Genomic DNA, 20,119 nt, shown 5'->3' with positions numbered 1-20,119 from the left:
ACGGCTTTCCGCCCGAAGTGTTGCGAACGCGTAAAACGCACCTCACCCTTACCCCGGACGCAGGTGAGCGTGAAGTTAATCTTCGTTTACATAAGTGAAATCACGGGGCAACTGGGCGTCCGTACGCTCGGTACCTAAGTGCGGAGACCTACTCCCAGCGCGAAAGGTACCCATCATGACTCCAGCGTCCCTGAATCAGATCCTCGTTGTCGGCGGCGGCCCGGCCGCCCACCGCTTCGTCGAAGCCATGTGGTCCCGCGGACTGGACGGCTTCCACGTCACCGTCCTCACCGAGGAGACCTGGCTGCCGTATGACAGGGTTGCCCTCAGCCAGGCACTGCTCGACGACGTCGACCTCACCCTGGGCGAGGCCACCATGTGGGATCACCCCGCAATCACGCTGGCCGCCGGCTCCCGCGCGGTCGCGCTGGACCGGGTGGCCCGCACGGTCACCACGGAGGCCGGCGACGTCTACCCCTATGACCAGCTGGTGCTGGCCACCGGCTCCAACGCAGCGCGCCTCCCCTTCGCGGGCATGGACGCCGCACACGTCTACCGAACGGTCGACGACGTTCGTACCCTCCGCGCGGAGGTCACACGCCTCACCGCGGAGTACGGACGCACTATCGACGCCGTGGTCATCGGTGGCGGCCTGCTGGGCCTCGAAGCGGCCGGCGGCATGCAGTCCCTAGGTGCGAAGGCCGCCGTCATCAACGGCGCACCCTGGCTGATGAACACACAGCTGGACCAGGGCGGCGGGCAGGCGCTCGACCGGCTCATCACTGCCAAGGGACTCGAGGTGCACGGCGGCGTCTTCCCCAGCGAGTTCGTGGTGGAGGACGGGCGGATGGTCGGCGTGGACATGGCTGACGGACGCCGGATTCCCGCGGACCTCGTCGTGGTTGCCATCGGTGTCCGCCCCCGCGATGAGCTCCCCCGCGATGCCGGTATGACCATGGGCCCACGCGGCGGCGTCGTCATTGACGATGCCTGCGCCACCGAGGACCCAAGCATCTGGGCGATCGGCGAGGTGGCCTGCTTCGAGGGCATGTGCCTCGGACTCGTGGCACCCGCCAACACCATGGCGGAGATTGTCGCAGACCGGCTCCACGGCGGATCCGCCACGTTCCCCGGTTTCGACACCGCCACAAAGCTCAAGCTCTCCGGCGTTGAGGTTGCAGCATTCGGCGACGCCTTCGCGAAGACCGAACACAGCCTCGAGATTGTGTACGCGGATCCCGCCCGTGGCCTGTACCAGAAGCTCGTGGTTACCGATGATGCCAAGACGCTCCTCGGCGGCATCTTCGTCGGCGACGCCTCCCCCTACACCGCACTCCGCCCCCTGCTGGGACGCGAGCTCAGCGCCGAGCCCGGTGCTTACCTCTCCGCTGCCGGTGCCGGCGAGGCTCCCGACACCGAGCTGCCCGACGACGCCATCCTCTGCTCCTGCAACAACGTCTCCGCGGGTTCGATCCGCGATGCCGTCAACGGCTGCGGAACCTGTGAGGGTTCCGAACCCGTCCGCGAGCTTGCCCCGCTGAAGGGCTGCACCAAGGCCGGAACCGGCTGCGGATCCTGCGTGCCGATGCTCAAGAAGCTCCTCGAGGGCGAGCTGAAGAAGAGCGGCATCGAGGTCTCCAAGGCGCTGTGTGAGCACTTCGCCATGTCCCGCCCGGAGCTCTTCGAGGCCGTCCGGGTACTGGAACTCGACAGCTTCGAGGGCATCATCGAACGCTTCGGCGTCCCTGAAACCGGTGTGCTCGGCTGTGACATCTGCAAGCCCGTCGTCGCTTCCATCCTCGCCTCGCAGCGCGCCGAGTACGTGCTCGACGGCGGCCGCGGCATCCTGCAGGACACCAACGACCGCGCACTGGCCAACATGCAGAAGAACGGCACCTACTCGGTGGTGCCGCGCATCCCGGGTGGTGAGATCACGCCGGAGAAACTGGGCGTGATCGCCAAGGTGGCCCAGGACTTCAACCTGTACACAAAGATCACGGGCGGCCAGCGCATCGACATGTTCGGCGCCCGGCTGGAGGAACTCCCCGAGATCTGGAAGATCCTCGTGGACGCCGGCTTCGAGTCCGGTCAGGCGTACGGCAAGAGCCTGCGGACCGTGAAGTCCTGCGTGGGCTCCACCTGGTGCCGGTTCGGTGTCCAGGACTCGGTGGCCATGGCCATCCAGCTCGAGCTGCGTTACCGCGGTCTGCGCAGCCCCCACAAGCTGAAGTTCGGTGTCTCCGGCTGCGCCCGCGAATGTGCCGAGGCCCGCGGCAAGGACGTCGGTATCATCGCCACCTCGGACGGCTGGAACCTATACGTCGGCGGCAACGGCGGCGCGACCCCCGCCCACGCCCAGCTGCTGGCGAAGGACCTCGACGACGACACCCTCATCCGCTACATCGACCGCTACCTCATGTACTACATCCGCACCGCCGACCGGCTGCAGCGCACGGCGGCCTGGCAGGCCGAGCTCGACGGCGGCCTGAAGCACGTCGAGGACGTCATCATCAACGACTCACTCGGCATCGCCGAGGACCTGGAGTCAGCCATGGCACGGCACATCGACAACTACGAAGACGAGTGGGCGGCCACCCTGAAGGACCCGGAGCGCCTGCGCCGGTTCCGCTCCTTCGTCAATGCCCCGCACGAGAAGGACGACTGGATCGCCAACGTCCCCGAGCGCGGCCAGATCCGGCCCGCCACCGAGGAGGAACGAGCAGCCGCGCAGTCCGGCTCCGGTCCGGTACTGCTGGGCGCCGGCATTCCGGTCCGCCAGGTAGTGGAAACAGCAACAGAGGCGGCGAAATGAACTCCCCCTCCGGGATCGATCTCACCCTTGACTGCTCCGGCCTCACCGTCCTGATCGCCGGCACGACGACGGCGGCCCGCAACGCTGTGCGCCGCTACAGCGCAGGCGGTGCGACAGTCCGCCGCATTGCGACCCCCGCCCAGTTCCACCCGCGGCTGCTCGACGCAGTGAGCCTCGCGGTAGTCCTAGCGAACGGAGACAGCGAAGCGGATCAGTCCGGTTGGGAACCGCTGCGTGAGGCCTGCCGCGAGCGCAGGATCCTCACCACCTCCGAAGAGCCCGCCACCCCAGGCGGCCGGGTCACCCTGATCGGCGGCGGACCCGGGGTGGAGGACCTGCTCACCGGTCGCGCCAGGCAGGCGTTGCGGGAGGCCGACGTCATACTTTTTGACCGGCTGGGACCGTACCGCACGCTGCCGCAACTGGCGCCGGGCGCTGAGCTGATCGACGTCGGGAAGACGCCCGGGCACCACCCGGTCAGCCAGACGGACATCGAGAAGCTCCTGGTCGCCAAGGCCCGCGAAGGCCTGCACGTGGTGCGCCTGAAGGGCGGGGATCCCTTCGTCTTCGGGCGGGGCGGCGAAGAAGTCAACACGTGCATCGCCGAGGGCATCCCCGTGATCACCGTGCCTGGAATCAGCAGCTCCATCGCCGTCCCGGCGGCCGCGGGCATTCCCGTGACCTACCGCGGAGTGGCGCATGCATTCACTGTCATTTCGGGTCACCAGCCGCTGACCGATCAGGAACTCGAAGCGCTGGCAAAGCTCGGCGGCACTATCGTGGTGTTGATGGGAATCGGCACACTACCGCAGCTGACGTCCGGCCTCCGCAGGGCGGGACTGGCCTCCGACATGCCCGTGGCGATCGTCGAGAAGGGTTACAGCCCCGAACAGCGGACCACCGTCACCAACCTGGGCGAGGCCGTGACGGCTGCCGGCCTGGCGCGCTGCACGTCGCCCGCCGTCGTCGTGATCGGTGAGGTGGTCCGGCAGCGCCGGGACTTCTCCACCACCCTTGAACAGGTTCTGACGCATCCGATGGTGGCGTCGTGACGGTGACTGCTCCGATGGCGACAGATGTGCCGGCCGACGGATCGCTGGCCGGTTTCCGGATCGGAGTGACGTCGGACCGCCGATCCGGTGACCTCATCGACGCGCTGGAGCGGCGCGGCGCCACGGTGCTGCACGCGCCGGCACTCAAGATCGCACCCGTGGCAGCTGATCTGCCGCTGATCGAGGACACCCGGGCGATCATTGCCGCGCGGCCGGACTATGCAGTGGTCACCACTGCGTATGGGTTGCGCCGGTGGTCCGAGGCTGCCGATGCGGCGGGCGTCGGGGAAGCACTGCTGGCGGTGCTCGGCGAGTCGAAGATCTACGTCCGCGGGCCCAAAGCCCGCGGAGCCGTGCGCGCCGCCGGGCTGACAGACGTCGGCATCAGCCACGATGAGACCACGGCCTCGCTCGTGAACATGATGCTCGGGCTCGACCTGCGGGGAAAAACAGTGGCTGTTCAGCTCCACGGCTACACCGACTACCGGCAACTCGACCGGCTGCGGCAGGCCGGCGCGCAGGTCCTCACCGCGACGCCGTACCGCTGGGTCAAGCCGGCTGGGTCCGACCAGCTGCCACGGCTTATCGAGGCCGTCTGCAGCGGTGGGCTCGACGTCGTGACATTCACCAGTGCTCCGGCCGTTGATGCGGTGCTGAGTACGGCATCCGAAATGGGCTGCCGTGAAGCGTTTGTGCAGGCCCTGTCCGGGCCGGTGACTGCCGCCGTCGTCGGGCCGGTGACTGCCCAGCCCCTGGTGGATGCGGGAGTGTCGCCGCTGATTCCGGAGCGGTACCGCATGGGTGCGCTGATCCGGCTGGTGGGTGAATACCTTGGCCAGCACCGCGTCCTTCGGTACCCGAGCCGCTACGGGCTGATCGAGCTGCGCGGGAAGAATCTGCGCATCGACGGGATCGCCGTCGAGCTGGCACCCGCGCCGATGAGCCTGTTCCGTGCACTGGTCGAGGCCAATGGCGCGGTGCTCTCGCGTGAACAGCTCGCGGGTGTGCTGCCGGGGGACGCCGGGGAACACGCGCTGGACATGACGATCAGCCGGCTGCGGAAGTCGCTACCGGAGGGTCGTCTCGTGGCGACGGTGATCAAGCGCGGGTACCGGTTGCAGCTCTAGCTGCTACTACCCGCCCTCCCCCACCCTCCCGCGTTGAATTGTCAGGACACACCCCGTTAGGCGCGTCGTTAGGGGCGTGTCCTGACAACTCAACGCAAGGGGATTCAGCGAAGTTGTTGGCTCGCCCTGCGGATTGCCTCGGAGATCCGGTTCAGCCGCTCCGAGTTCAGGGTCCAGGTCTGCCAGTACAGGGGCACATCGGAGTGCGCGTCCGCTTCCAGAAGCACCAGGGATCCGTCCGTCAGGTCCGTTCCAAGTTGCAGTTCGGGGATCATTCCCCAGCCCAGGCCCGCTCGAAGCGCCGCAAGAAACGCCTCGGAGGACGGGATGAGGTGTTTTGGCGGCGACTGCTCGACGCCATGGGCCTTCAAAAAGCGCTGCTGCAGATCGTCCTTCGCATTGAACTGAAGCACGGGCATCCTTGAGAAGTCCGTGCCGTCGTCGTTCTGGAACCGCTCGTGCAGCTCTCGAGTCGCGACGGGGAGATAGCGCATGAAGCCCAGCATTTCTGCCCGGCATCCGTTGGCGGGCGCCGGATCAGAGGTGATGGCAGCGATCACGTCTCCCTGCCGGAGGAGCCTGCTGCTGTGGTCCTGGTCCTCTACCCGCAGGTCGAGAGTGGTGTCTGCCCACCCGGCGGCCTCGCTCAGCACGGGGACAAACCAGGTGGCCAGCGAGTCAGCGTTCACGGCTACCGGGGTGACAGTCCGGGTGGCGACGCCGCTGCCCAGGGCGTCCCGGGCCTCGGCTTCGATGATCTGCACCTGGCGGGCCATGCGCAGCAGCACCGATCCGGCGTCTGTCGGCGCACACGGGGAGCCCCTCCGCACCACGATCTGACCGACCGATGCCTCCAGTGCCTTGATGCGCTGACTGATAGCCGAGGGCGTGACCCGCAGGGCGTCCGCGGCGGCCTCGAAGGAGCCTTCATCGACGACCGCAGCGAGCGCACGCAGCTGTTGAAATTGCATGAAGCAAATCTAATGCATCCGCAGAATCTATCGCTTGTCTACATCTGGTGCACTGCCTACCGTTGAACGCATGTGGAGTATCTGGGGCACCGGGCTGATGACAGGGCTCGCCCTCATCATTGCCATCGGCGCCCAAAACGCGTTCGTGCTGCGTCAGGGAATCCGCCGGGAACACGTGGGAGTTGTGGTGGCGCTCTGCATCGTCAGCGATGCACTCCTGATTCTCGGCGGCACCGCCGGGATCGGCGCGCTCGTCTCGCGATTCCCCGCTGCCCTGGATGTCCTGCGGTGGGGCGGGGCGGCCTACTTGACCTGGTGGGCGATCCGCTCGTTCCTCTCCGCGTTCAAGCCGGCAGCCTTGACCGCCGAGGCCCCGCGAAGCCGTGGGTCGGTAGTGGCCACCACCCTTGCGCTGACCTATCTCAACCCGCATGTGTACCTGGACACCGTGGTGCTTCTGGGCAGCCTGGCCAACCAGCAGGGAGACGGAACCCGGTGGGTCTTCGCGGCCGGCGCAGTCGTCGGAAGCATCATCTGGTTCTGCGCGCTCGGATATGGCGCCCGGGCCCTGTCCGGGGTCCTGAAAAGCCCGCGCACCTGGCGGGTGGTGGACCTTGTTATCGGGATCGTGATGCTGGCCGTTGCCATCAAGCTCATCGTGGGTTGAGCTGCCCGCGGATTCCGCGGCTGACGCTAGAGTTAAGGAAATACGCCACGCACATCCCGAGGAGACTCATGGCACACCCGGTCAACAAGACGCGCGAATCAAACGGATCACGGCCCGAACACTCCGGTGCAGGGAAACTGCCGGCAACCATCGTCGCCTTCGCTGTGATGATCCTGCTGTTCGCCGGTTCCATCTACTCACTGACGTTCTTCGAGCGCTCGAACGTCTGGCCGTTCGCAGTGTGCCTCGCGCTCTTCTTCCTGGCTTTCTGGATCCCGCAGACCATCCTCGGTCGGTCCGACACGGGCTACCGCATGGCCAAGGGCAGCCGCAAGGCCTAACGCCGCTTTCGTTGACAGGGGGTCCGCCGAGCGGGCCCCCTTTCGCGTGTACGGGCACTCCTCCCGCTGATCCTGGCCGAAATATTACGCAACGTTACGCCGGGGAATAAGCAAGCGCCGTCGACTGCTGGAATGGATAGCCCACACCGGGCATCTTCATCTCCAGCGTCAAAGGATTCATCCATGATTTCTCGCCGTCTTCCGCTGCTCGGCGCCGCAACGGCCATCGTCTTTGCGGTTGCCGGATGCGGTTCTTCTGCCTCTTCCGATACCGCCGAAACCGCTACCGAGTCCGACGGCGGCACTTCCCTCAGTGAGATCCAGGAGTCCGGAGTTCTGACGGTCGGCACCGAGGGCACCTACAAGCCCTTCTCCTACCACGAGGGCGGCGCCGGCGATCTGACCGGGTACGACGTCGAGGTCATCACCGCCGTGGCGGAGAAGCTCGGCGTGGAGCCTGAGTTCGAAGAGACCCAGTGGGACGCCATCTTCGCCGGTCTGGAGGCCGGGCGCTTCGACGTCATCGCCAACCAGGTATCCATCACCCCGGAGCGCGAGGAGTCCTACTCCTTCTCGGAGCCGTACACCTACAGCAACGGTGTCATCGTGACCGCCGCTGACAACAGCGAGATCACCTCTTTCGAAGACCTTGAGGGCAAGACCACCGCGCAGTCGCTCACCAGCAACTGGAAGGATCTGGCCGAGGAAAACGGCGCCAAGATCGAAGCCGTCGAGGGTTGGGCACAGTCGGTGACCCTCCTTGAGCAGGGCCGCGTCGATGCCACCATCAACGACGAACTGACCTTCCTCGACTACCAGAAGTCCACTCCGAACGACGCCATCAAGATCGCCGCGGAGACCGAAGACCAGTCCCGCAGCGCGCTGGCTTTCCGCCAGGGCAGCGATGAGCTGGTCGAGGCCGTCAACGCGGCCCTCGAAGAGCTTCGCGCGGACGGAACGCTGGCCGAAATCTCCGAGAAGTACTTCGGCGAGGACGTCAGCGCAGAGTAACCATTACGACGACGGCGGGCACCGGCTGCGGGGATGCAGCTCCTGAAGGTGCTCGCCGTTTGTTGTGCGGAAACCACCTTCAGCCACTGGGATAGCGTAGGAAATTATGGACATTGACTGGGACCTGGCCCTGACGTCGCTCTGGCCACTTATTCAGGGCGGCCTCACCGGCACCATCCCGCTGTCCCTGGCGTCCTTCGTCTTCGGTCTCATGTTGGCTTTGTTGGTGGCGCTCATGCGGCTCAGCGCGAACAGGCTGGTGTCCGGCATCGGGCGGGCGTATGTGTCGGTGATCCGCGGTACTCCCCTGCTGGTTCAGCTGTTCGTGATTTTCTACGGGCTTCCCTCGGTCGGGTTGACCATCGATCCGTGGCCGAGCGCGATCATCGCGTTCTCGCTTAACGTCGGCGGCTACGCTGCGGAGATCATCCGGGCGGCGATCCTGTCGGTGCCGCGCGGGCAGTGGGAAGCCGGGCACACCATCGGCATGTCCCGCACGCTGGCCCTGCGCCGCATCATCCTGCCGCAGGCCGCGCGGGTGTCGGTCCCGCCGTTGTCCAATACGTTCATTTCACTGGTGAAGGACAGCTCACTGGCGTCACTGATTCTGGTGACCGAACTGTTCCGCCAGGCCCAGGAAATCGCCGCATTCAGCCAGCAGTTCATGCTGCTCTACATTGAGGCGGCGGCCGTGTACTGGGTTTTCTGTCTTGTCCTCTCGGCTGGACAGTCCCGGATTGAGAAGAGGCTGGACCGCTATGTCGCGCACTAATCACCCCGCTGACACATCATCCGGTCCCGTGCTGACCGTCGAGGGACTGAGGAAGTCCTTCGGCGACAACGAGGTGCTGCGTTCGATCGACCTGTCCGTCGCCTCCGGCGGCGTGGTTGCCCTGGTTGGCCCCTCGGGATCCGGCAAGACCACGGTTCTGCGCTCCCTGAACGGGCTGGAGATTCCCGACGCCGGCCGCATCACCTTCGCTGACGGCCCCGCCGTCGACTTCGGCGGCAACGTGCCGAAGCGCCAACTCGCGGCGCTGAGGGACCGGAGCGCCATGGTGTTCCAGCACTACAACCTCTTCCCGCACAAGACGGTCCTCGAGAACGTGATCGAGGGGCCGGTACAGGTCCAGCGCCGCCCGAAGGCCGAGGCCGTCCGCGATGCCGAGGAGCTTCTCGGGCGCGTGGGGCTCGCGGAGAAGAGGGACCAGTACCCTCACGAGCTGTCCGGCGGCCAGCAGCAGCGCGTGGGCATCGTCCGTGCGCTGGCGCTGCGACCGACGCTGCTGTTGTTCGACGAGCCCACCTCCGCATTGGACCCCGAGCTGGTGGGCGAAGTGCTCTCCGTCATCAAGGAGCTCGCCGACGAAGGCTGGACCATGGTGCTCGTCACGCACGAGCTCGCCTTCGCCCGCGAGGTAGCCACCGAGGTGGTGTTCATGGACGGCGGAGTCGTGGTTGAACACGGCCCGCCCGAGATGGTCCTGCGCAACCCTGCCGAGGAGCGCACCAGGCGGTTCGTGCACCGGTTGCTGCACCCGTTCTAGGCTTCCTGAGCTTCAAGCCTCCGTGCTATCGCGGCTGCAGCCGGGCCACCAGTTCGCCTCGGCTTGTGACACCCGTCTTCGCGAAGACGGACTTCAAGTGATCCTGAACCGTGTTCGGAGTGACTGAAAGGTGTCTGGCGATGTGCCGGGTGGGAGCTCCGGCAAGGACTTCACGGCAGACCGCCCGTTCACGCGGTGACAAACCATAGGCGGCGATCAGCATGCCGGTGAGCTCGGACCCGGTTGCGGGACTGATTGAGACTGCAATCCGGCTTTCCTCATCGCCCTCAAGCGGGCTGGCTTCCATGAGCGCCCATTGGCCCTGCCCGTCGCGAATCGTTGCCCGGAACCCTCCCGACGGCTTGGCTCCCAGTCCGTGCGCCATGATGCGCATCATCACCGCAAACCGATCCGGCGCGAACTCGTTCAGCCGTTCCTGCCACTGCCGCGCTTCCGGAGTGATGGAACGGAGTTCTCCGCGGGAGTTGAGGACAACAATTGCCGGCCGGGGACCCCAGGTGTGGGCCGCGAGTTCCGTGCGGACCGCCAGCCTGGTCGCGGTGGCAACGGTCGGTGCAACGGACGTCAGGTACTCCACTTCGCGGTCGGAGAAGTCCCCACCTGTGCGTACCATTCCGGCGGCGCCCCAACAGCTTGCATCGGACGTAAAGAGCAGGCGCAGCTCCTCCTTCACGCCGAGCGGCCTCCACACGTTCGTGTATCTGGCGCTGCGCTCCTGCTCGTGTGCGGGTAGGTCGGACAGCCGGACCAACAGCTTCCCGCTCCGCGCCATGGCTGTGAACGTGTTGGGCTCTTCGGCGGAGTACTCCGCATCTGCGAGCAGCGGCTCGAACTGCGGCGGAATGCGCGTCTCCCCGCTGACCATCGCACTGATCACCAGGGTCCCCGGATCAAGGGTGGCCCAACAGGTCAGCTCTGTGCCGACGTCGCGCCCTGTCAACTGGATTGCCGCGGCGTGCAGGTCATTGACGCCTAGTCCCGACGCGGCCAGCGCTGCGATGTCCCTTCGAGCCCGGCGGGCTCGCTCCTCCCACACGCCTCCAGTTTGGCACTCATCTGCTGGCCGGTCACCCCCATTAATCTGGGATTTTCCCACCCGGCAAGTGTCCCTACCGTTGGTGCCATGAGCTACTCACTGCAACATCTTCAACCGGGCGACGGCGTCGAATTGCGAGCGCCGGACGCCACGCTCACAGTGAAAGTGGATGCTGAACACACCCCGCCGGCTGCCCTGCACACCTTCTCGGTCCTGACGCCCTCCGCCAAGTTCCTGGTGTTCAGTCAAACTGCAGCAATGGGCAGGTTCCATGCTGACATGGCCTCTTCGGTGCCGGAGGGACGTCCACTGCAGGAGGTCGCACAGGAAATCCAGGAGGTGCTGAGCCGCCACGACGTGACGGTTGAGTGGACAGGAGTGCCGCGATGATCACGATCACGTGGGTATTCGCCTCGATCGCAGCCGGGCTTCACATCCTCGTCTTCGTGTGGGAGGCCCTGATCTTCCCCCGCCCTGCAGTGCATCAGCGCATCTTCTTCACCCCTACCCAGGACGTCCCGGCCGTCCGGCTGTGGGCGTTCGGCGTCGGCTTCTATAACCTGTTCCTTGGCTTGGGCACCCTTGTTGGCGTAGGCACCTGGATGGCAGGACATGAAACTGTTGGGCGGACGCTGGTCACCTACACCTGTTGGTTCATGTTCCTTTCGGGCTTGGTGCTCGTCGTCGCCGACCGCATGGAGATGGGCCGTGCGCGCGGAAAAGGGATCGGAGGAGCGCTCGGGCAAGGCCTGCCGCCCCTCGTTGCACTCCTCGCCGTCGCCGCCGCTTGAGGATGTACCGGACATTCCCACCGAACCCCGAGGTTCAGCGGGATATCCCAGGGGGGCTAGGCTCGAAGTCATGGACCACACAATCAGCCTGACCCAGCACGTCAACGCGCCCCCGGAGAAGGTCTGGGCGGTCATTTCCGACATTCCCGGTTCGGCGTCCACCCTCTCCGGCATCAAGTCGATCGAGATGCTAAGCCTCGGCCCCTACGGCGAGGGAACGCGCTGGAAAGAAACCCGCACCATGATGGGCAGGTCCGAGACCGTGGAAATGTGGGTGTCCAAGGCCGATCCTCCCCGGAGCACCACGGTGAAAGCACTGCAGGGCAAGGCCGACTACACCTCTCGAATGACTCTCACGGATCGCGACGGCGGCACCGACCTGACCATGACGTTCGGCGCCACAATGATCAATCCCTCCCGGATGAACAAGCTGGCGATGGCTCTCTTCGGCAAACTTGGCATGCGCGCCACCCGCAAGGCCCTTGCCAGGGACCTCGCGGAAATCGCGGCCAAGGCCGAGTCGCTCTAGAGCAGGCCCTTCGTGTGCCAGACCGTCTTCGTCTCCGTGAAGAAGGTGATGCGCTCCAGGGAGGGGGCACCGGCGTCGGGCCCTGATTCCGGCGGAAGCACACGCTTCAGAGTGTCGGCGGCAGCGATCTGCAGGTTAACCCAGTCCAGGTCACCCGCGCCGAGCAGGTCCAGCGCGTTGACGTCGGCGTGCGCGGCGAGCCAGGGCGCGATCTCCGCGGGCGACCCGCTGAGGATGTTCACGACACCAGCCGGCACGTCACTGGTCGCGAAGACCTCGCCGAGGCTCAGCGCAGCAAGCGGCGCACGCTCGCTCGGAATAACGACGACGGTGTTCCCGCTCACCAGGATCGGCGCCACCGCACGGACAAAGCCCAGCAACGATCCGGCACCCTGCGGCGCGATCACGGCCACGACTCCCGTGGGCTCCGGCACGGACAGGTTGAAGAACGGCCCCGACACGGAATTACCGTTGCCTGCAACCTGCACGTACTTGTCTGCCCAGCCGGCGTACCAGACCCAGAGATCAATTGCTTCGTCCACCTGGGACGTCGCAGCGGAGACCGAGACGCCCTCGAACGCTGCAATCTCCTCGGCGAACTGTGCACGGCGTCCGTCCAGGATTTCCGCGATCCGGTACAGCACCTGCCCGCGGTTGTAGCCTGTGGTCCCGGACCAGCCGCTGACGGCGGAGCGGGCTGCTACGACGGCGTCGCGGGCGTCCTTCCGGGAAGCCTTCGCGGCGTTGACTGAACTCACCGAAAAGCTCCCCTTCGTGGTTGCAACCTCGTACACTCGCCCGGATTCGCTCCGGATGAACTTCCCACCGACGTACAGCTTGTAGGTCTTGGGAACAGCCAGGCGGCTCATCGGTTGACTCCCTTGAAAGAAGAGGACGGCGCCAGGTACGCATGGAGGCCCTGCTTGCCGCCTTCGCGTCCATAACCGGATTCCTTGTACCCGCCGAACGGCGAGGACGGGTCGAACTTGTTGAAGGTATTGGCCCAGACGACGCCGGCACGCAGCTTGTCCGCGACGGCCAGGATGCGGCTGCCCTTGTCGGTCCAGATGCCGGCAGACAGGCCGTAGGGCGTATTGTTCGCCTTGGCGATCGCCTCGGCGGGCGTGCGGAAGGTCAGCACGGACAACACGGGGCCGAAGATCTCATCCCGGGCGATCCGGTGACTGGTGGACACGTTGGTGAAGATGGTCGGCGGGAACCAAAAACCTTCCGACGGCAGGTTGCAGGCGGGGCTCCAGCGCTCGGCACCTTCCTGCTCACCGATATTGGAAAGCTCGCGCATCCGGCCCAGCTGGGACGCGGAGTTGATGGCGCCGACGTCGGTATTCTTGTCCAGCGGGTCGCCCACGCGCAGGGTGGCGAGGCGTGCCTTCAGCCGGTCGACGACGTCGTCGTGGATGGACTCCTGAACCAGCAGCCGCGAGCCTGCGCAGCAGACCTGGCCCTGATTGAAGAAGATACCGTTGACGATGCCCTCAACAGCCTGGTCGATCGGGGCGTCGTCGAACACGATGTTCGCGCCCTTGCCGCCCAGCTCGAGCGTGAGTTTCTTGGACGTGCCTGCGGTTGAGCGGGCAATCTCCCGGCCCACCGCCGTCGCGCCCGTGAAGGCGACCTTGTTCACGTCCGGGTGGTTCACCAGCGCGGAGCCGGTGGAACCGGCCCCCGTGACGATGTTGACAACGCCGGCGGGCAGGTCCGCCTGCTGCAGGATCTCGGCGAAGAGCAGCGCGGTCAGCGGCGTGGTTTCAGCGGGCTTCAGCACCACGGTGTTGCCGGCGGCGAGCGCGGGGGCGATCTTCCAGGCCAGCATCAGCAGCGGGAAGTTCCATGGGATCACCTGTGCGGCGACACCGAGCGAGCGGGGATTCGCGCCGAGTCCGGCGTACTCCAGCTTGTCGGCCCAACCTGCGTAGTAGAAGAACCAGGCGGCGACCAGCGGGATGTCGACGTCGCGGCTTTCCTTGATGGGCTTGCCGTTGTCGAGGCTCTCCGCCACCGCCAATTCACGGGCGCGTTCCTGGACCAGCCGGGCGATGCGGAAGAGGTACTTGCCGCGGTCCGCACCGGACATACGCGACCATGTCTTCTCGTACGCACGGCGCGCGGCCACGACGGCGGTGTCGACGTCCTGCTCGTTGGCGCAGGACACGGTGGCGATGTGCTTCTCCGTGGCCGGGGAAATGGTGGTGAAAGACTCCCCGTTGCCGGGCACGAACTCACCGTTGATGAAGAGACCGTAGTCGTCTTTGAGGTTCAGGATCGCTGCCGACTCTGGCGCGGGAGCGTAGTCGAGGAAGGTCATAGCAGGTCCTTTAGTCGATCGTGACGTAGGCCGGACCGGAGTACCGGCCGCTGGTGAGCTTCTGGCGCTGCAGGAGCACGTCGTTGAGGAGGCTTGAGGCGCCGAAGCGGAACAGGTCCGGCTGCAGCCACTCCTCCCCCACAGTTTCCGCGACGGTTACCAGGTACTTGATCGCGTCCTTCGAGGCGCGGATGCCACCTGCGGGCTTCACACCGATCTTCTCGCCGGTGAGGCGGTGCCAGTCGCGGACGACCTCGAGCATTGACAGCGTGACCGGAAGGGTGGCGGCCGGGGTGACCTTGCCCGTTGAGGTCTTGATGAAGTCACCGCCGGCGAGGATGCCCAGCCAGGAGGCCCGGCGAACGTTGTCGTAGGTGTTCAGCTCGCCGGTTTCGAGGATGACCTTGAGGTGCGCGTAGGTACCGTCGGGGCGCTTGCACGCTTCCTTGACGGCGACGATTTCGTCGAACACCTGGCCGTACCGGCCGGAGAGGAACGCGCCGCGGTCGATGACCATGTCGATCTCATCCGCTCCGGCGGCAACGGCGTCGGACGTATCAGAGAGTTTCACGGACCGGGACGCGCGGCCGCTCGGAAAGGCGGTGGCCACGGCGGCGACGTTGATGCGGCCGGCGGCGCCGTCGTCGTGCGCGCTTCCCAGGGCTTCCACGGCGTGCGGCACCATGTCGCCGTAGACGCACACCGCGGCGACGCGGGGGGTGGACATGTCATCAGGGTCCGGAACCAGCGCCTTGGCCACCAGGGATTTGACCTTGCCCGGTGTGTCGGCGCCCTCAAGCGTGGTGAGATCGGTCAGCCGGATGATTGTGTCCAGCGCCCAGGCCTTGGACGTGGTTTTGATCGAGCGGGTCCCGAGGGCTGCGGCGCGGGCTTCCAGGCCCACTGCATCGACGCCCGGAATTCCTTCGAGGTAGCGGCGCAGGCTGCGTTCGGTGAGGTCTCCACCGATCACGTCCAGGGCTCTCGACGCCGGTGCAACGGTGGTTCCGGCGCGTGTGGTTTCCATGGTCACAAGTTCTCCATACTTCTACTCGCTCCCATGCCGGAACGGTTCCCGCCGCACCCTTTGTGCCGTACGTTTCGCGTACTTGGCGAGGGGTATCGATAGCGCCGGGACAGGTGGTCGGACCCGCATGGACGCTACGACTTTACCACCGGGTAACCGCCGGGTGAGGAACCGGTACTACCCCATCTGCGGCTGCTCCTGAACCTGCTGCGGCTGTTCCTGGATCAGCTGCGGCTGTTCCCGGACCTGGATCCTGCGACTTGGGCTTTGCCACACGCCGCTGGACCTGGACCAAGCCCGCGGCAGCTGGCTAAGGCAAACACCTGCATCAACGATGCGCATGAACGGAAACAACAGCCCGAACAACAGATACACCGGGCGTCGCGTAACCACGGCAGCGAACAGGGAGAGGAGGAAATCGGGAACGAAGACGCCGATAAGCACGGCGCTCAACGGTACAAGCCCCGAGAGCCATACAGCGGGCAACGATGGGTCAGTAGCGTCCACCAGCGCACTGAAGATCAGGGTCAGCAAAGTCGCTGGTACCAACAGGAGGAGAAAGACTGCGCTTGAAACCAGTTCGAAGATGTGAACGCACAGGTTGGCCCAGAATCGGTTGAACTCGAAATCATGCCGCCGCACCGTCTGCCAGAAGCCAAGGTTCCAGCGCCGGATCTGCCGTACATAGTCGCGGAAGTTATCCGGATCCTGCGTGTAGGCGACTGCCGCGGCGGGGTGGAAGGCGATGCGGCCGAGCTTCTTGGCGTGAACCTCGAACGTCATGTTGAAGTCTTCGATGACCAGCCCCTGGCCGACCACATCAATATTCTTCAATGCCTCCGCCCGGTACATGCTCGCGAAGCCGGGGACGATGTTGACCACATTCGCGTGGACCGCTGCCTGACCATATTTCAGCAACATCTGCACCACCACGTAGAGCCGCTCACGGTAGGCCACCAGGAATCGCCCGGCAAGAGTGGGAGGGTGAGGATGGATGAGGGACTTCGCCCGCCCGGCGACGGCCACTACCCCGGGGTCGCCAAACATCGGGAGGCCGGTTTTCAGGTAGTCAGGCGTTGGCCGGGTATCAGCATCAAGCAGCAGGACCACCTTGAAACGTTCGCAGAGGTCGAAGGCCAGAATGCCTTCGGCGAGCGCCCCGGCCTTCCCCCGGTTGGGGTACACCTCCAACACATTCACTCCCGCGTCCCGCGCGATCCTCGCAGTGGCATCGGAGGAACAGTCTGAGACAACGTGGATGTTGTCCAGAGGCACAAGCGCCGCAGCAGCCCGAATGGTCTCAAGAATGACCAGCTCTTCGTTGTGGGCTGCAATGAGCACCGCCACCTCCCCGGGCTCGGGGACGGCTCCGGGTGTTGGGTGCACCGGGTCCCGTCCATACACGCGCTCGAGCCCATACCGGCCCAACCCAACGAGGGACCAGAAGATGGTGCTGATACCCAGAATCAGCAGAAGGATCAGGGTTGTAGTCCAGAATTCCATGTTGACCGTTGCTCACTCTCCACAGACTGATTTTTACTGCACCTGGCGGGTGGTGACGAGTTGTTTCCACGGCCCATCAGGAACGTCTGCGGCGTCTACGAATTGCCAGTCCACTCTGTCGTTCTGGCCGTTGAGGTAGCGAAAACCGAGGCATCCGTTCAGCGCCGGTGAGACGTCCAAGCCTGCGCCGTTGAAATCCTTGCTCGCGGGCCGTGCGTCATCATCGCCGAACACGTAGCGTGCGTCGTTGTATTGACCCGGCCCTGCGTCCTGGATTTGCCCATAGCAGATGCGGTCCCCTTTTTTGATCCGGACCCACCGGTTCTTCATGAAGCTGTACTTGCGGTCGGTCAGAAGATCACTGTTGCCGGCTGCATCGGCCGCCGCCCATGGGATGACTTCTCCCCGGTTCGCGAATGCGTCCGGATGGTTGATGTCGTCGTAAGGCAGGTCCAGATAGAACGGATTCTCCAGCGGAGTCATGTTGAGCGGGAAGTATCCATTGGACGCAATGCGCTCTTCCGTGAAGCAGCCTTCGGCTGTCTGCACGCCGTCGCATCCGCCGTAGCTTTCCCGCCACTTCGAATCGTAGGTGGAGATGACCTGGCTTCCATCGGGCGCCTCGGGGTCAAACACTTCGCCGACCCAGAAGGTAGTGGCAACAATGTCTGTGTGCCATGGGTACTGGCTGTCCTCCGAAGCTGCCTGGGATTCCTTGCCGTTCGGGCACACCGATGCCAGTATCGCGGTTCCGGCGGCAATGACCGCTCCGACGAGTAGGATTCGGTGCCGGAGTGCGGCCGACGTTCTAACCACGGCTGACTCCCGGACGAACGCTCGGACGGCTAGCGGGACTTGTGAAGGGCCGGCAGCAGATAGGGAGCTCACCCGCGCCGCGAGGACGCACTGCTGCCGGCCCGGTCGGGAGCATTAGACTGTCTCCAGCCTTGGGGCCGGTGCGGCGACTACAGACGGGTCCAGTGTCACCAGCATTGACCTGGCAACCTTCAGGATGATGGAGTCCACGGTCGTTGACGGGTTGAATCCGACAAGGTGCTGCGAGCGGGTGTTGTCGGGAACGCGCCGTCGCATATCCTCGTATCCTTCTCCGTAGGCCTCCTCGTACGGCACGAGGCGGATCTCGCTCGAGCTGCCCAGAAGCTTGATGATGCGCTGGGCCAGGTCAAGGATGGAGATTTCGGTCATGCCGCCGAGGTTGAACGCTCCGCCGCGGGCGGCGGGCGCTTCGGCTATGCGGACCATCGCGGGAACGACGTCGGCAACGTAGGAAAAACACCGGGTTTGTTGACCATCGCCGTAGACGGTGAGTGGTTCACCGCGCAGGGCCTGGCCTACGAGGTTCGGGACCACCATGCCGTATCGCCCGGTCTGCCGGGGGCCGACGGTATTGAATAACCGCACTATCGCAACCTGGAGCCCATACTCGCGCCAGTAGGCGTGGGCGAATGCCTCGTCGATCCCCTTTGCGGCCGCGTAGGTCCAACGGGATTTCAACGGGGAACCGAGGATACGATCAGACTCTTCCGAGAGCCGGTCCGACGCGTTCTTGCCGTAGATCTCGCTGGTCGAAGCGAGCAGGAGGGTTGCCCCGGCGTCCCTGCAGGCGTCCAGCACCACTTCCGTTCCGTGGATGTTCGTCCGAAGGCTTTCAAGAGGGTGCTCCACGATGAGATGTACTCCCACCGCTGCAGCGAGGTGGAACACCCGGTCAGCGCCGGAGACGACGTCGGACACGGTTGCCCTGTCCAGTATGTTTCCCTCGACGAAGGCGAAGTTGGCATGGTCCCGGACCGCCGAAAGGTTACGCAGCGAACCGGTGGACAGATTGTCGAGCACTGTCACCTGGTCCCCCGCGCTCAGCAGATGCTCGGTGAGGTGACTGCCGATGAAGCCGGCACCTCCGGTAATGACGGTTTTCATGGTGCTTCCTTTGCGCGCGTGGGTGGGTGGAGCTTCACAGGTGCAGGATGTTGTCGGCGTGAGGCAGACGGAACGTGGCGTCGAGCACGGCCGGGTGGTTGTCCAACCAGCCCAGATCCACGGCCGCATGGGCAGTGTGGAGAAGGACCAGGTCCGCGCCGTAACCCACAGGATCCGCTTCGTGCGCCAGTTCTTCGCCGCTGTGCAGCTGCAGGTTGGGGATCAGAGGGTCGTGGTACGCCACGGTCGCGCCTTCCTCCCTCAAGCTTTCGATGATTTCCAGGGCAGGTGATTCCCGCACATCCTGGACGTCCGGCTTGTAGGCCACTCCAACGACCAGGACCCTCGCCGAATGCAGCGCCGCGTCACGGTCCGAGAGGATCCGACGCATTCGATCCACCACTCGGCCCGGGCGCGACGCGATGGCGCTCATGCTCTGTTCGATCACCGGTGTGCTGAGGCGCCGCTTCTTCATCTGCCACAGCAGATAGTGAGGGTCACATGGAATGCAGTGCCCGCCTACTCCGGGGCCCGGAGTGAACGCCATGAACCCGTAGGGCTTCGTCGCGGCGGCCGTAATGACCTCCATGACGTCCAGACCAAGGGACAACGCGATGTCGGCAAACTCATTGGCAAGGCCGATGTTGACGGCCCGGAACGTATTTTCGACCAGCTTGGTCATCTCGGCGGCGTCCGCTGAACCGACCAGATGTACGTGTCGCGTATACGTACGGATCAGATTCGCTGCGACGTTGCCGCACTCGCTGGTGATGCCACCGACGACGCGCGGAACTTCCTCATGGGCGAAGGCGTCGGTTCCCGGATTGATCCGCTCCGGGCTGAAAGCAACGTGGACGTCACTGCCCGCAATCAGGCCGCGCTCCGCCAACGGGCTCGCGAGCAAATCACGTGTGCTGCCGACGTAAGTGGTCGAGGTAAGCAGGAGCAGCTGCCCCGGCACCGCGAATTCGACCACGGAACGGCACGCACTCCCCAGAATTCGCAGGTCTGGCACCAGATAGTCATCCACCGGAGTGGGCACGCAGATGATGACGGCGGCTGCGCGGGCGAGCTGTGAGGCGTCGGCGCTCAGGACGAAGGTCGGATCCTGCAGAGCCCTGGCGAGGCGCATCCGATCCGTCTCGACCAGGTCCGCTTCCCCGTTGCGGATATCCTCAATACGCCGGGAGCTGACATCGATGCCCAGCACCCTCGAGCCGGCCGTACTGAACGCCAGCGCCGTTGGAAGGCCCACATACCCCATGCCGACTATGGCGACGTCATAGTCGAACTTGTTCTCCACACGGGGGCGCGGAGGTTCAAGGACGGAAACAGGCCGGTCGACGAGGGGGTGCAGCTTGCGGGCCCTCTTTTCGCGCGTGATCTCTTCAGTCATTGGACGTTCCCTTGCGTAGGT

Annotated in this window: 20 protein-coding genes; 11 read left to right on the top strand and 9 right to left on the bottom strand. The window is 65.0% G+C overall.

The features are described from left to right. The first annotated feature begins 175 nt into the window (after positions 1-175). Genes nirB through AC5RTB_RS02875 form a run of 3 tightly spaced genes read left to right on the top strand, consistent with a single transcriptional unit; the run spans position 176 to position 4,991 of the window. Positions 176-2,812, top strand: coding sequence for a nitrite reductase large subunit NirB (gene nirB / locus AC5RTB_RS02885; protein WP_494059560.1), 2,637 nt, complete (start codon positions 176-178; stop codon positions 2,810-2,812). Next, positions 2,809-3,864 carry a uroporphyrinogen-III C-methyltransferase gene (cobA, locus tag AC5RTB_RS02880; protein ID WP_494059559.1) on the top strand — a complete coding sequence of 352 codons (1,056 nt, stop codon included), beginning with the start codon at positions 2,809-2,811 and terminating at the stop codon, positions 3,862-3,864. Before nirB ends, cobA begins: the two co-directional genes overlap by 4 nt. A gap of 14 nt (positions 3,865-3,878) precedes the next feature. Next, positions 3,879-4,991 carry a uroporphyrinogen-III synthase gene (locus AC5RTB_RS02875; protein ID WP_494059759.1) on the top strand — a complete coding sequence of 371 codons (1,113 nt, stop codon included), beginning with the start codon at positions 3,879-3,881 and terminating at the stop codon, positions 4,989-4,991. A gap of 104 nt (positions 4,992-5,095) precedes the next feature. On the opposite strand, the gene AC5RTB_RS02870 is transcribed toward AC5RTB_RS02875, so the two are convergent. Then, positions 5,096-5,962, bottom strand: coding sequence for a LysR family transcriptional regulator ArgP (locus tag AC5RTB_RS02870; protein WP_494059558.1), 867 nt, complete (start codon positions 5,960-5,962; stop codon positions 5,096-5,098). Positions 5,963-6,032: 70 nt separating this feature from the next. On the opposite strand from AC5RTB_RS02870, the gene AC5RTB_RS02865 reads away from it, so the two are divergent. The 5 genes from AC5RTB_RS02865 to AC5RTB_RS02845 all read left to right on the top strand — a co-directional run bounded on the left by AC5RTB_RS02865 (position 6,033) and on the right by AC5RTB_RS02845 (position 9,528). Continuing rightward, entirely contained in the window at positions 6,033-6,629 is a 597-nt protein-coding gene (locus tag AC5RTB_RS02865; RefSeq protein ID WP_494059758.1) for a LysE/ArgO family amino acid transporter, read from the top strand. 68 nt (positions 6,630-6,697) lie between these two features. Further along, positions 6,698-6,970 (top strand): hypothetical protein, encoded by a 273-nt coding sequence (locus AC5RTB_RS02860; protein ID WP_494059557.1) that lies wholly within the window; start codon positions 6,698-6,700, stop codon positions 6,968-6,970. Between the two features lie 183 nt (positions 6,971-7,153). Next, positions 7,154-7,981: an amino acid ABC transporter substrate-binding protein gene (locus tag AC5RTB_RS02855; protein ID WP_494059556.1), complete on the top strand. Its 828-nt coding sequence runs from the start codon at positions 7,154-7,156 to the stop codon at positions 7,979-7,981. Between the two features lie 106 nt (positions 7,982-8,087). After that, entirely contained in the window at positions 8,088-8,753 is a 666-nt protein-coding gene (locus AC5RTB_RS02850; protein WP_494059555.1) for an amino acid ABC transporter permease, read from the top strand. After that, positions 8,740-9,528: an amino acid ABC transporter ATP-binding protein gene (locus tag AC5RTB_RS02845; RefSeq protein WP_494059554.1), complete on the top strand. Its 789-nt coding sequence runs from the start codon at positions 8,740-8,742 to the stop codon at positions 9,526-9,528. The genes AC5RTB_RS02850 and AC5RTB_RS02845 overlap by 14 nt, the downstream gene beginning before the upstream one ends. Positions 9,529-9,553: 25 nt before the next feature. Here the strand turns inward: AC5RTB_RS02845 and AC5RTB_RS02840 are convergent, their stop codons facing one another. Then, complete coding sequence (locus tag AC5RTB_RS02840; protein WP_494059553.1) at positions 9,554-10,585, bottom strand: helix-turn-helix transcriptional regulator; 1,032 nt, start codon at positions 10,583-10,585, stop codon at positions 9,554-9,556. An 87-nt stretch (positions 10,586-10,672) separates the two neighbouring features. On the opposite strand from AC5RTB_RS02840, the gene AC5RTB_RS02835 reads away from it, so the two are divergent. From AC5RTB_RS02835 to AC5RTB_RS02825, 3 genes are all read left to right on the top strand, one after another. Continuing rightward, positions 10,673-10,975 (top strand): hypothetical protein, encoded by a 303-nt coding sequence (locus AC5RTB_RS02835; protein WP_494059552.1) that lies wholly within the window; start codon positions 10,673-10,675, stop codon positions 10,973-10,975. Next, positions 10,972-11,376 carry a DUF1304 domain-containing protein gene (locus AC5RTB_RS02830; protein WP_494059551.1) on the top strand — a complete coding sequence of 135 codons (405 nt, stop codon included), beginning with the start codon at positions 10,972-10,974 and terminating at the stop codon, positions 11,374-11,376. The genes AC5RTB_RS02835 and AC5RTB_RS02830 overlap by 4 nt, the downstream gene beginning before the upstream one ends. 70 nt (positions 11,377-11,446) lie before the next feature. Further along, positions 11,447-11,905 (top strand): SRPBCC family protein, encoded by a 459-nt coding sequence (locus AC5RTB_RS02825; protein ID WP_494059550.1) that lies wholly within the window; start codon positions 11,447-11,449, stop codon positions 11,903-11,905. On the opposite strand, the gene AC5RTB_RS02820 is transcribed toward AC5RTB_RS02825, so the two are convergent. The 7 genes from AC5RTB_RS02820 to AC5RTB_RS02790 form a co-directional block, all read right to left on the bottom strand. Further along, positions 11,902-12,774 carry an aldehyde dehydrogenase family protein gene (locus AC5RTB_RS02820; RefSeq protein ID WP_494059549.1) on the bottom strand — a complete coding sequence of 291 codons (873 nt, stop codon included), beginning with the start codon at positions 12,772-12,774 and terminating at the stop codon, positions 11,902-11,904. The two genes, AC5RTB_RS02825 and AC5RTB_RS02820, sit on opposite strands and share 4 nt — an antisense overlap. Beyond that, entirely contained in the window at positions 12,771-14,231 is a 1,461-nt protein-coding gene (locus tag AC5RTB_RS02815) for an aldehyde dehydrogenase family protein (RefSeq protein ID WP_494059548.1), read from the bottom strand. Before AC5RTB_RS02815 ends, AC5RTB_RS02820 begins: the two co-directional genes overlap by 4 nt. A gap of 10 nt (positions 14,232-14,241) precedes the next feature. Then, positions 14,242-15,258 (bottom strand): deoxyribose-phosphate aldolase, encoded by a 1,017-nt coding sequence (gene deoC / locus AC5RTB_RS02810; protein ID WP_494059547.1) that lies wholly within the window; start codon positions 15,256-15,258, stop codon positions 14,242-14,244. A gap of 177 nt (positions 15,259-15,435) precedes the next feature. Then, on the bottom strand, positions 15,436-16,761 hold the full coding sequence (locus AC5RTB_RS02805) for a glycosyltransferase family 2 protein (protein WP_494059546.1): 1,326 nt from the start codon (positions 16,759-16,761) through the stop codon (positions 15,436-15,438). A gap of 33 nt (positions 16,762-16,794) precedes the next feature. Then, positions 16,795-17,577 (bottom strand): hypothetical protein, encoded by a 783-nt coding sequence (locus AC5RTB_RS02800; RefSeq protein WP_494059545.1) that lies wholly within the window; start codon positions 17,575-17,577, stop codon positions 16,795-16,797. A 114-nt stretch (positions 17,578-17,691) separates the two neighbouring features. Further along, positions 17,692-18,702, bottom strand: a complete 1,011-nt coding sequence (locus AC5RTB_RS02795) for an NAD-dependent epimerase/dehydratase family protein (RefSeq protein ID WP_494059544.1) — start codon at positions 18,700-18,702, stop codon at positions 17,692-17,694. 34 nt (positions 18,703-18,736) lie between these two features. After that, the gene (locus AC5RTB_RS02790; RefSeq protein WP_494059543.1) at positions 18,737-20,098 is read right to left on the bottom strand and encodes a nucleotide sugar dehydrogenase; all 1,362 of its coding nucleotides are present in this window, start codon (positions 20,096-20,098) and stop codon (positions 18,737-18,739) included. Positions 20,099-20,119: the final 21 nt, after the last annotated feature.

The organism is Arthrobacter sp. M71 S08 (assembly GCF_059089725.1).
This window is presented reverse-complemented; position numbering and strand designations above follow the sequence as displayed.

Coding starts and splice junctions, on each gene's coding strand:
- nirB (WP_494059560.1), top strand. CDS start 176: ATGACTCCAGCGTCCCTGAATCAGATCCTCGTTGTCGGCGGCGGCCCG.
- cobA (WP_494059559.1), top strand. CDS start 2,809: ATGAACTCCCCCTCCGGGATCGATCTCACCCTTGACTGCTCCGGCCTC.
- AC5RTB_RS02875 (WP_494059759.1), top strand. CDS start 3,879: ATGGCGACAGATGTGCCGGCCGACGGATCGCTGGCCGGTTTCCGGATC.
- AC5RTB_RS02870 (WP_494059558.1), bottom strand. CDS start 5,962: ATGCAATTTCAACAGCTGCGTGCGCTCGCTGCGGTCGTCGATGAAGGC.
- AC5RTB_RS02865 (WP_494059758.1), top strand. CDS start 6,033: ATGTGGAGTATCTGGGGCACCGGGCTGATGACAGGGCTCGCCCTCATC.
- AC5RTB_RS02860 (WP_494059557.1), top strand. CDS start 6,698: ATGGCACACCCGGTCAACAAGACGCGCGAATCAAACGGATCACGGCCC.
- AC5RTB_RS02855 (WP_494059556.1), top strand. CDS start 7,154: ATGATTTCTCGCCGTCTTCCGCTGCTCGGCGCCGCAACGGCCATCGTC.
- AC5RTB_RS02850 (WP_494059555.1), top strand. CDS start 8,088: ATGGACATTGACTGGGACCTGGCCCTGACGTCGCTCTGGCCACTTATT.
- AC5RTB_RS02845 (WP_494059554.1), top strand. CDS start 8,740: ATGTCGCGCACTAATCACCCCGCTGACACATCATCCGGTCCCGTGCTG.
- AC5RTB_RS02835 (WP_494059552.1), top strand. CDS start 10,673: ATGAGCTACTCACTGCAACATCTTCAACCGGGCGACGGCGTCGAATTG.
- AC5RTB_RS02830 (WP_494059551.1), top strand. CDS start 10,972: ATGATCACGATCACGTGGGTATTCGCCTCGATCGCAGCCGGGCTTCAC.
- AC5RTB_RS02825 (WP_494059550.1), top strand. CDS start 11,447: ATGGACCACACAATCAGCCTGACCCAGCACGTCAACGCGCCCCCGGAG.
- AC5RTB_RS02820 (WP_494059549.1), bottom strand. CDS start 12,774: ATGAGCCGCCTGGCTGTTCCCAAGACCTACAAGCTGTACGTCGGTGGG.
- AC5RTB_RS02815 (WP_494059548.1), bottom strand. CDS start 14,231: ATGACCTTCCTCGACTACGCTCCCGCGCCAGAGTCGGCAGCGATCCTG.
- deoC (WP_494059547.1), bottom strand. CDS start 15,258: ATGGAAACCACACGCGCCGGAACCACCGTTGCACCGGCGTCGAGAGCC.
- AC5RTB_RS02805 (WP_494059546.1), bottom strand. CDS start 16,761: ATGGAATTCTGGACTACAACCCTGATCCTTCTGCTGATTCTGGGTATC.
- AC5RTB_RS02795 (WP_494059544.1), bottom strand. CDS start 18,702: ATGAAAACCGTCATTACCGGAGGTGCCGGCTTCATCGGCAGTCACCTC.
- AC5RTB_RS02790 (WP_494059543.1), bottom strand. CDS start 20,098: ATGACTGAAGAGATCACGCGCGAAAAGAGGGCCCGCAAGCTGCACCCC.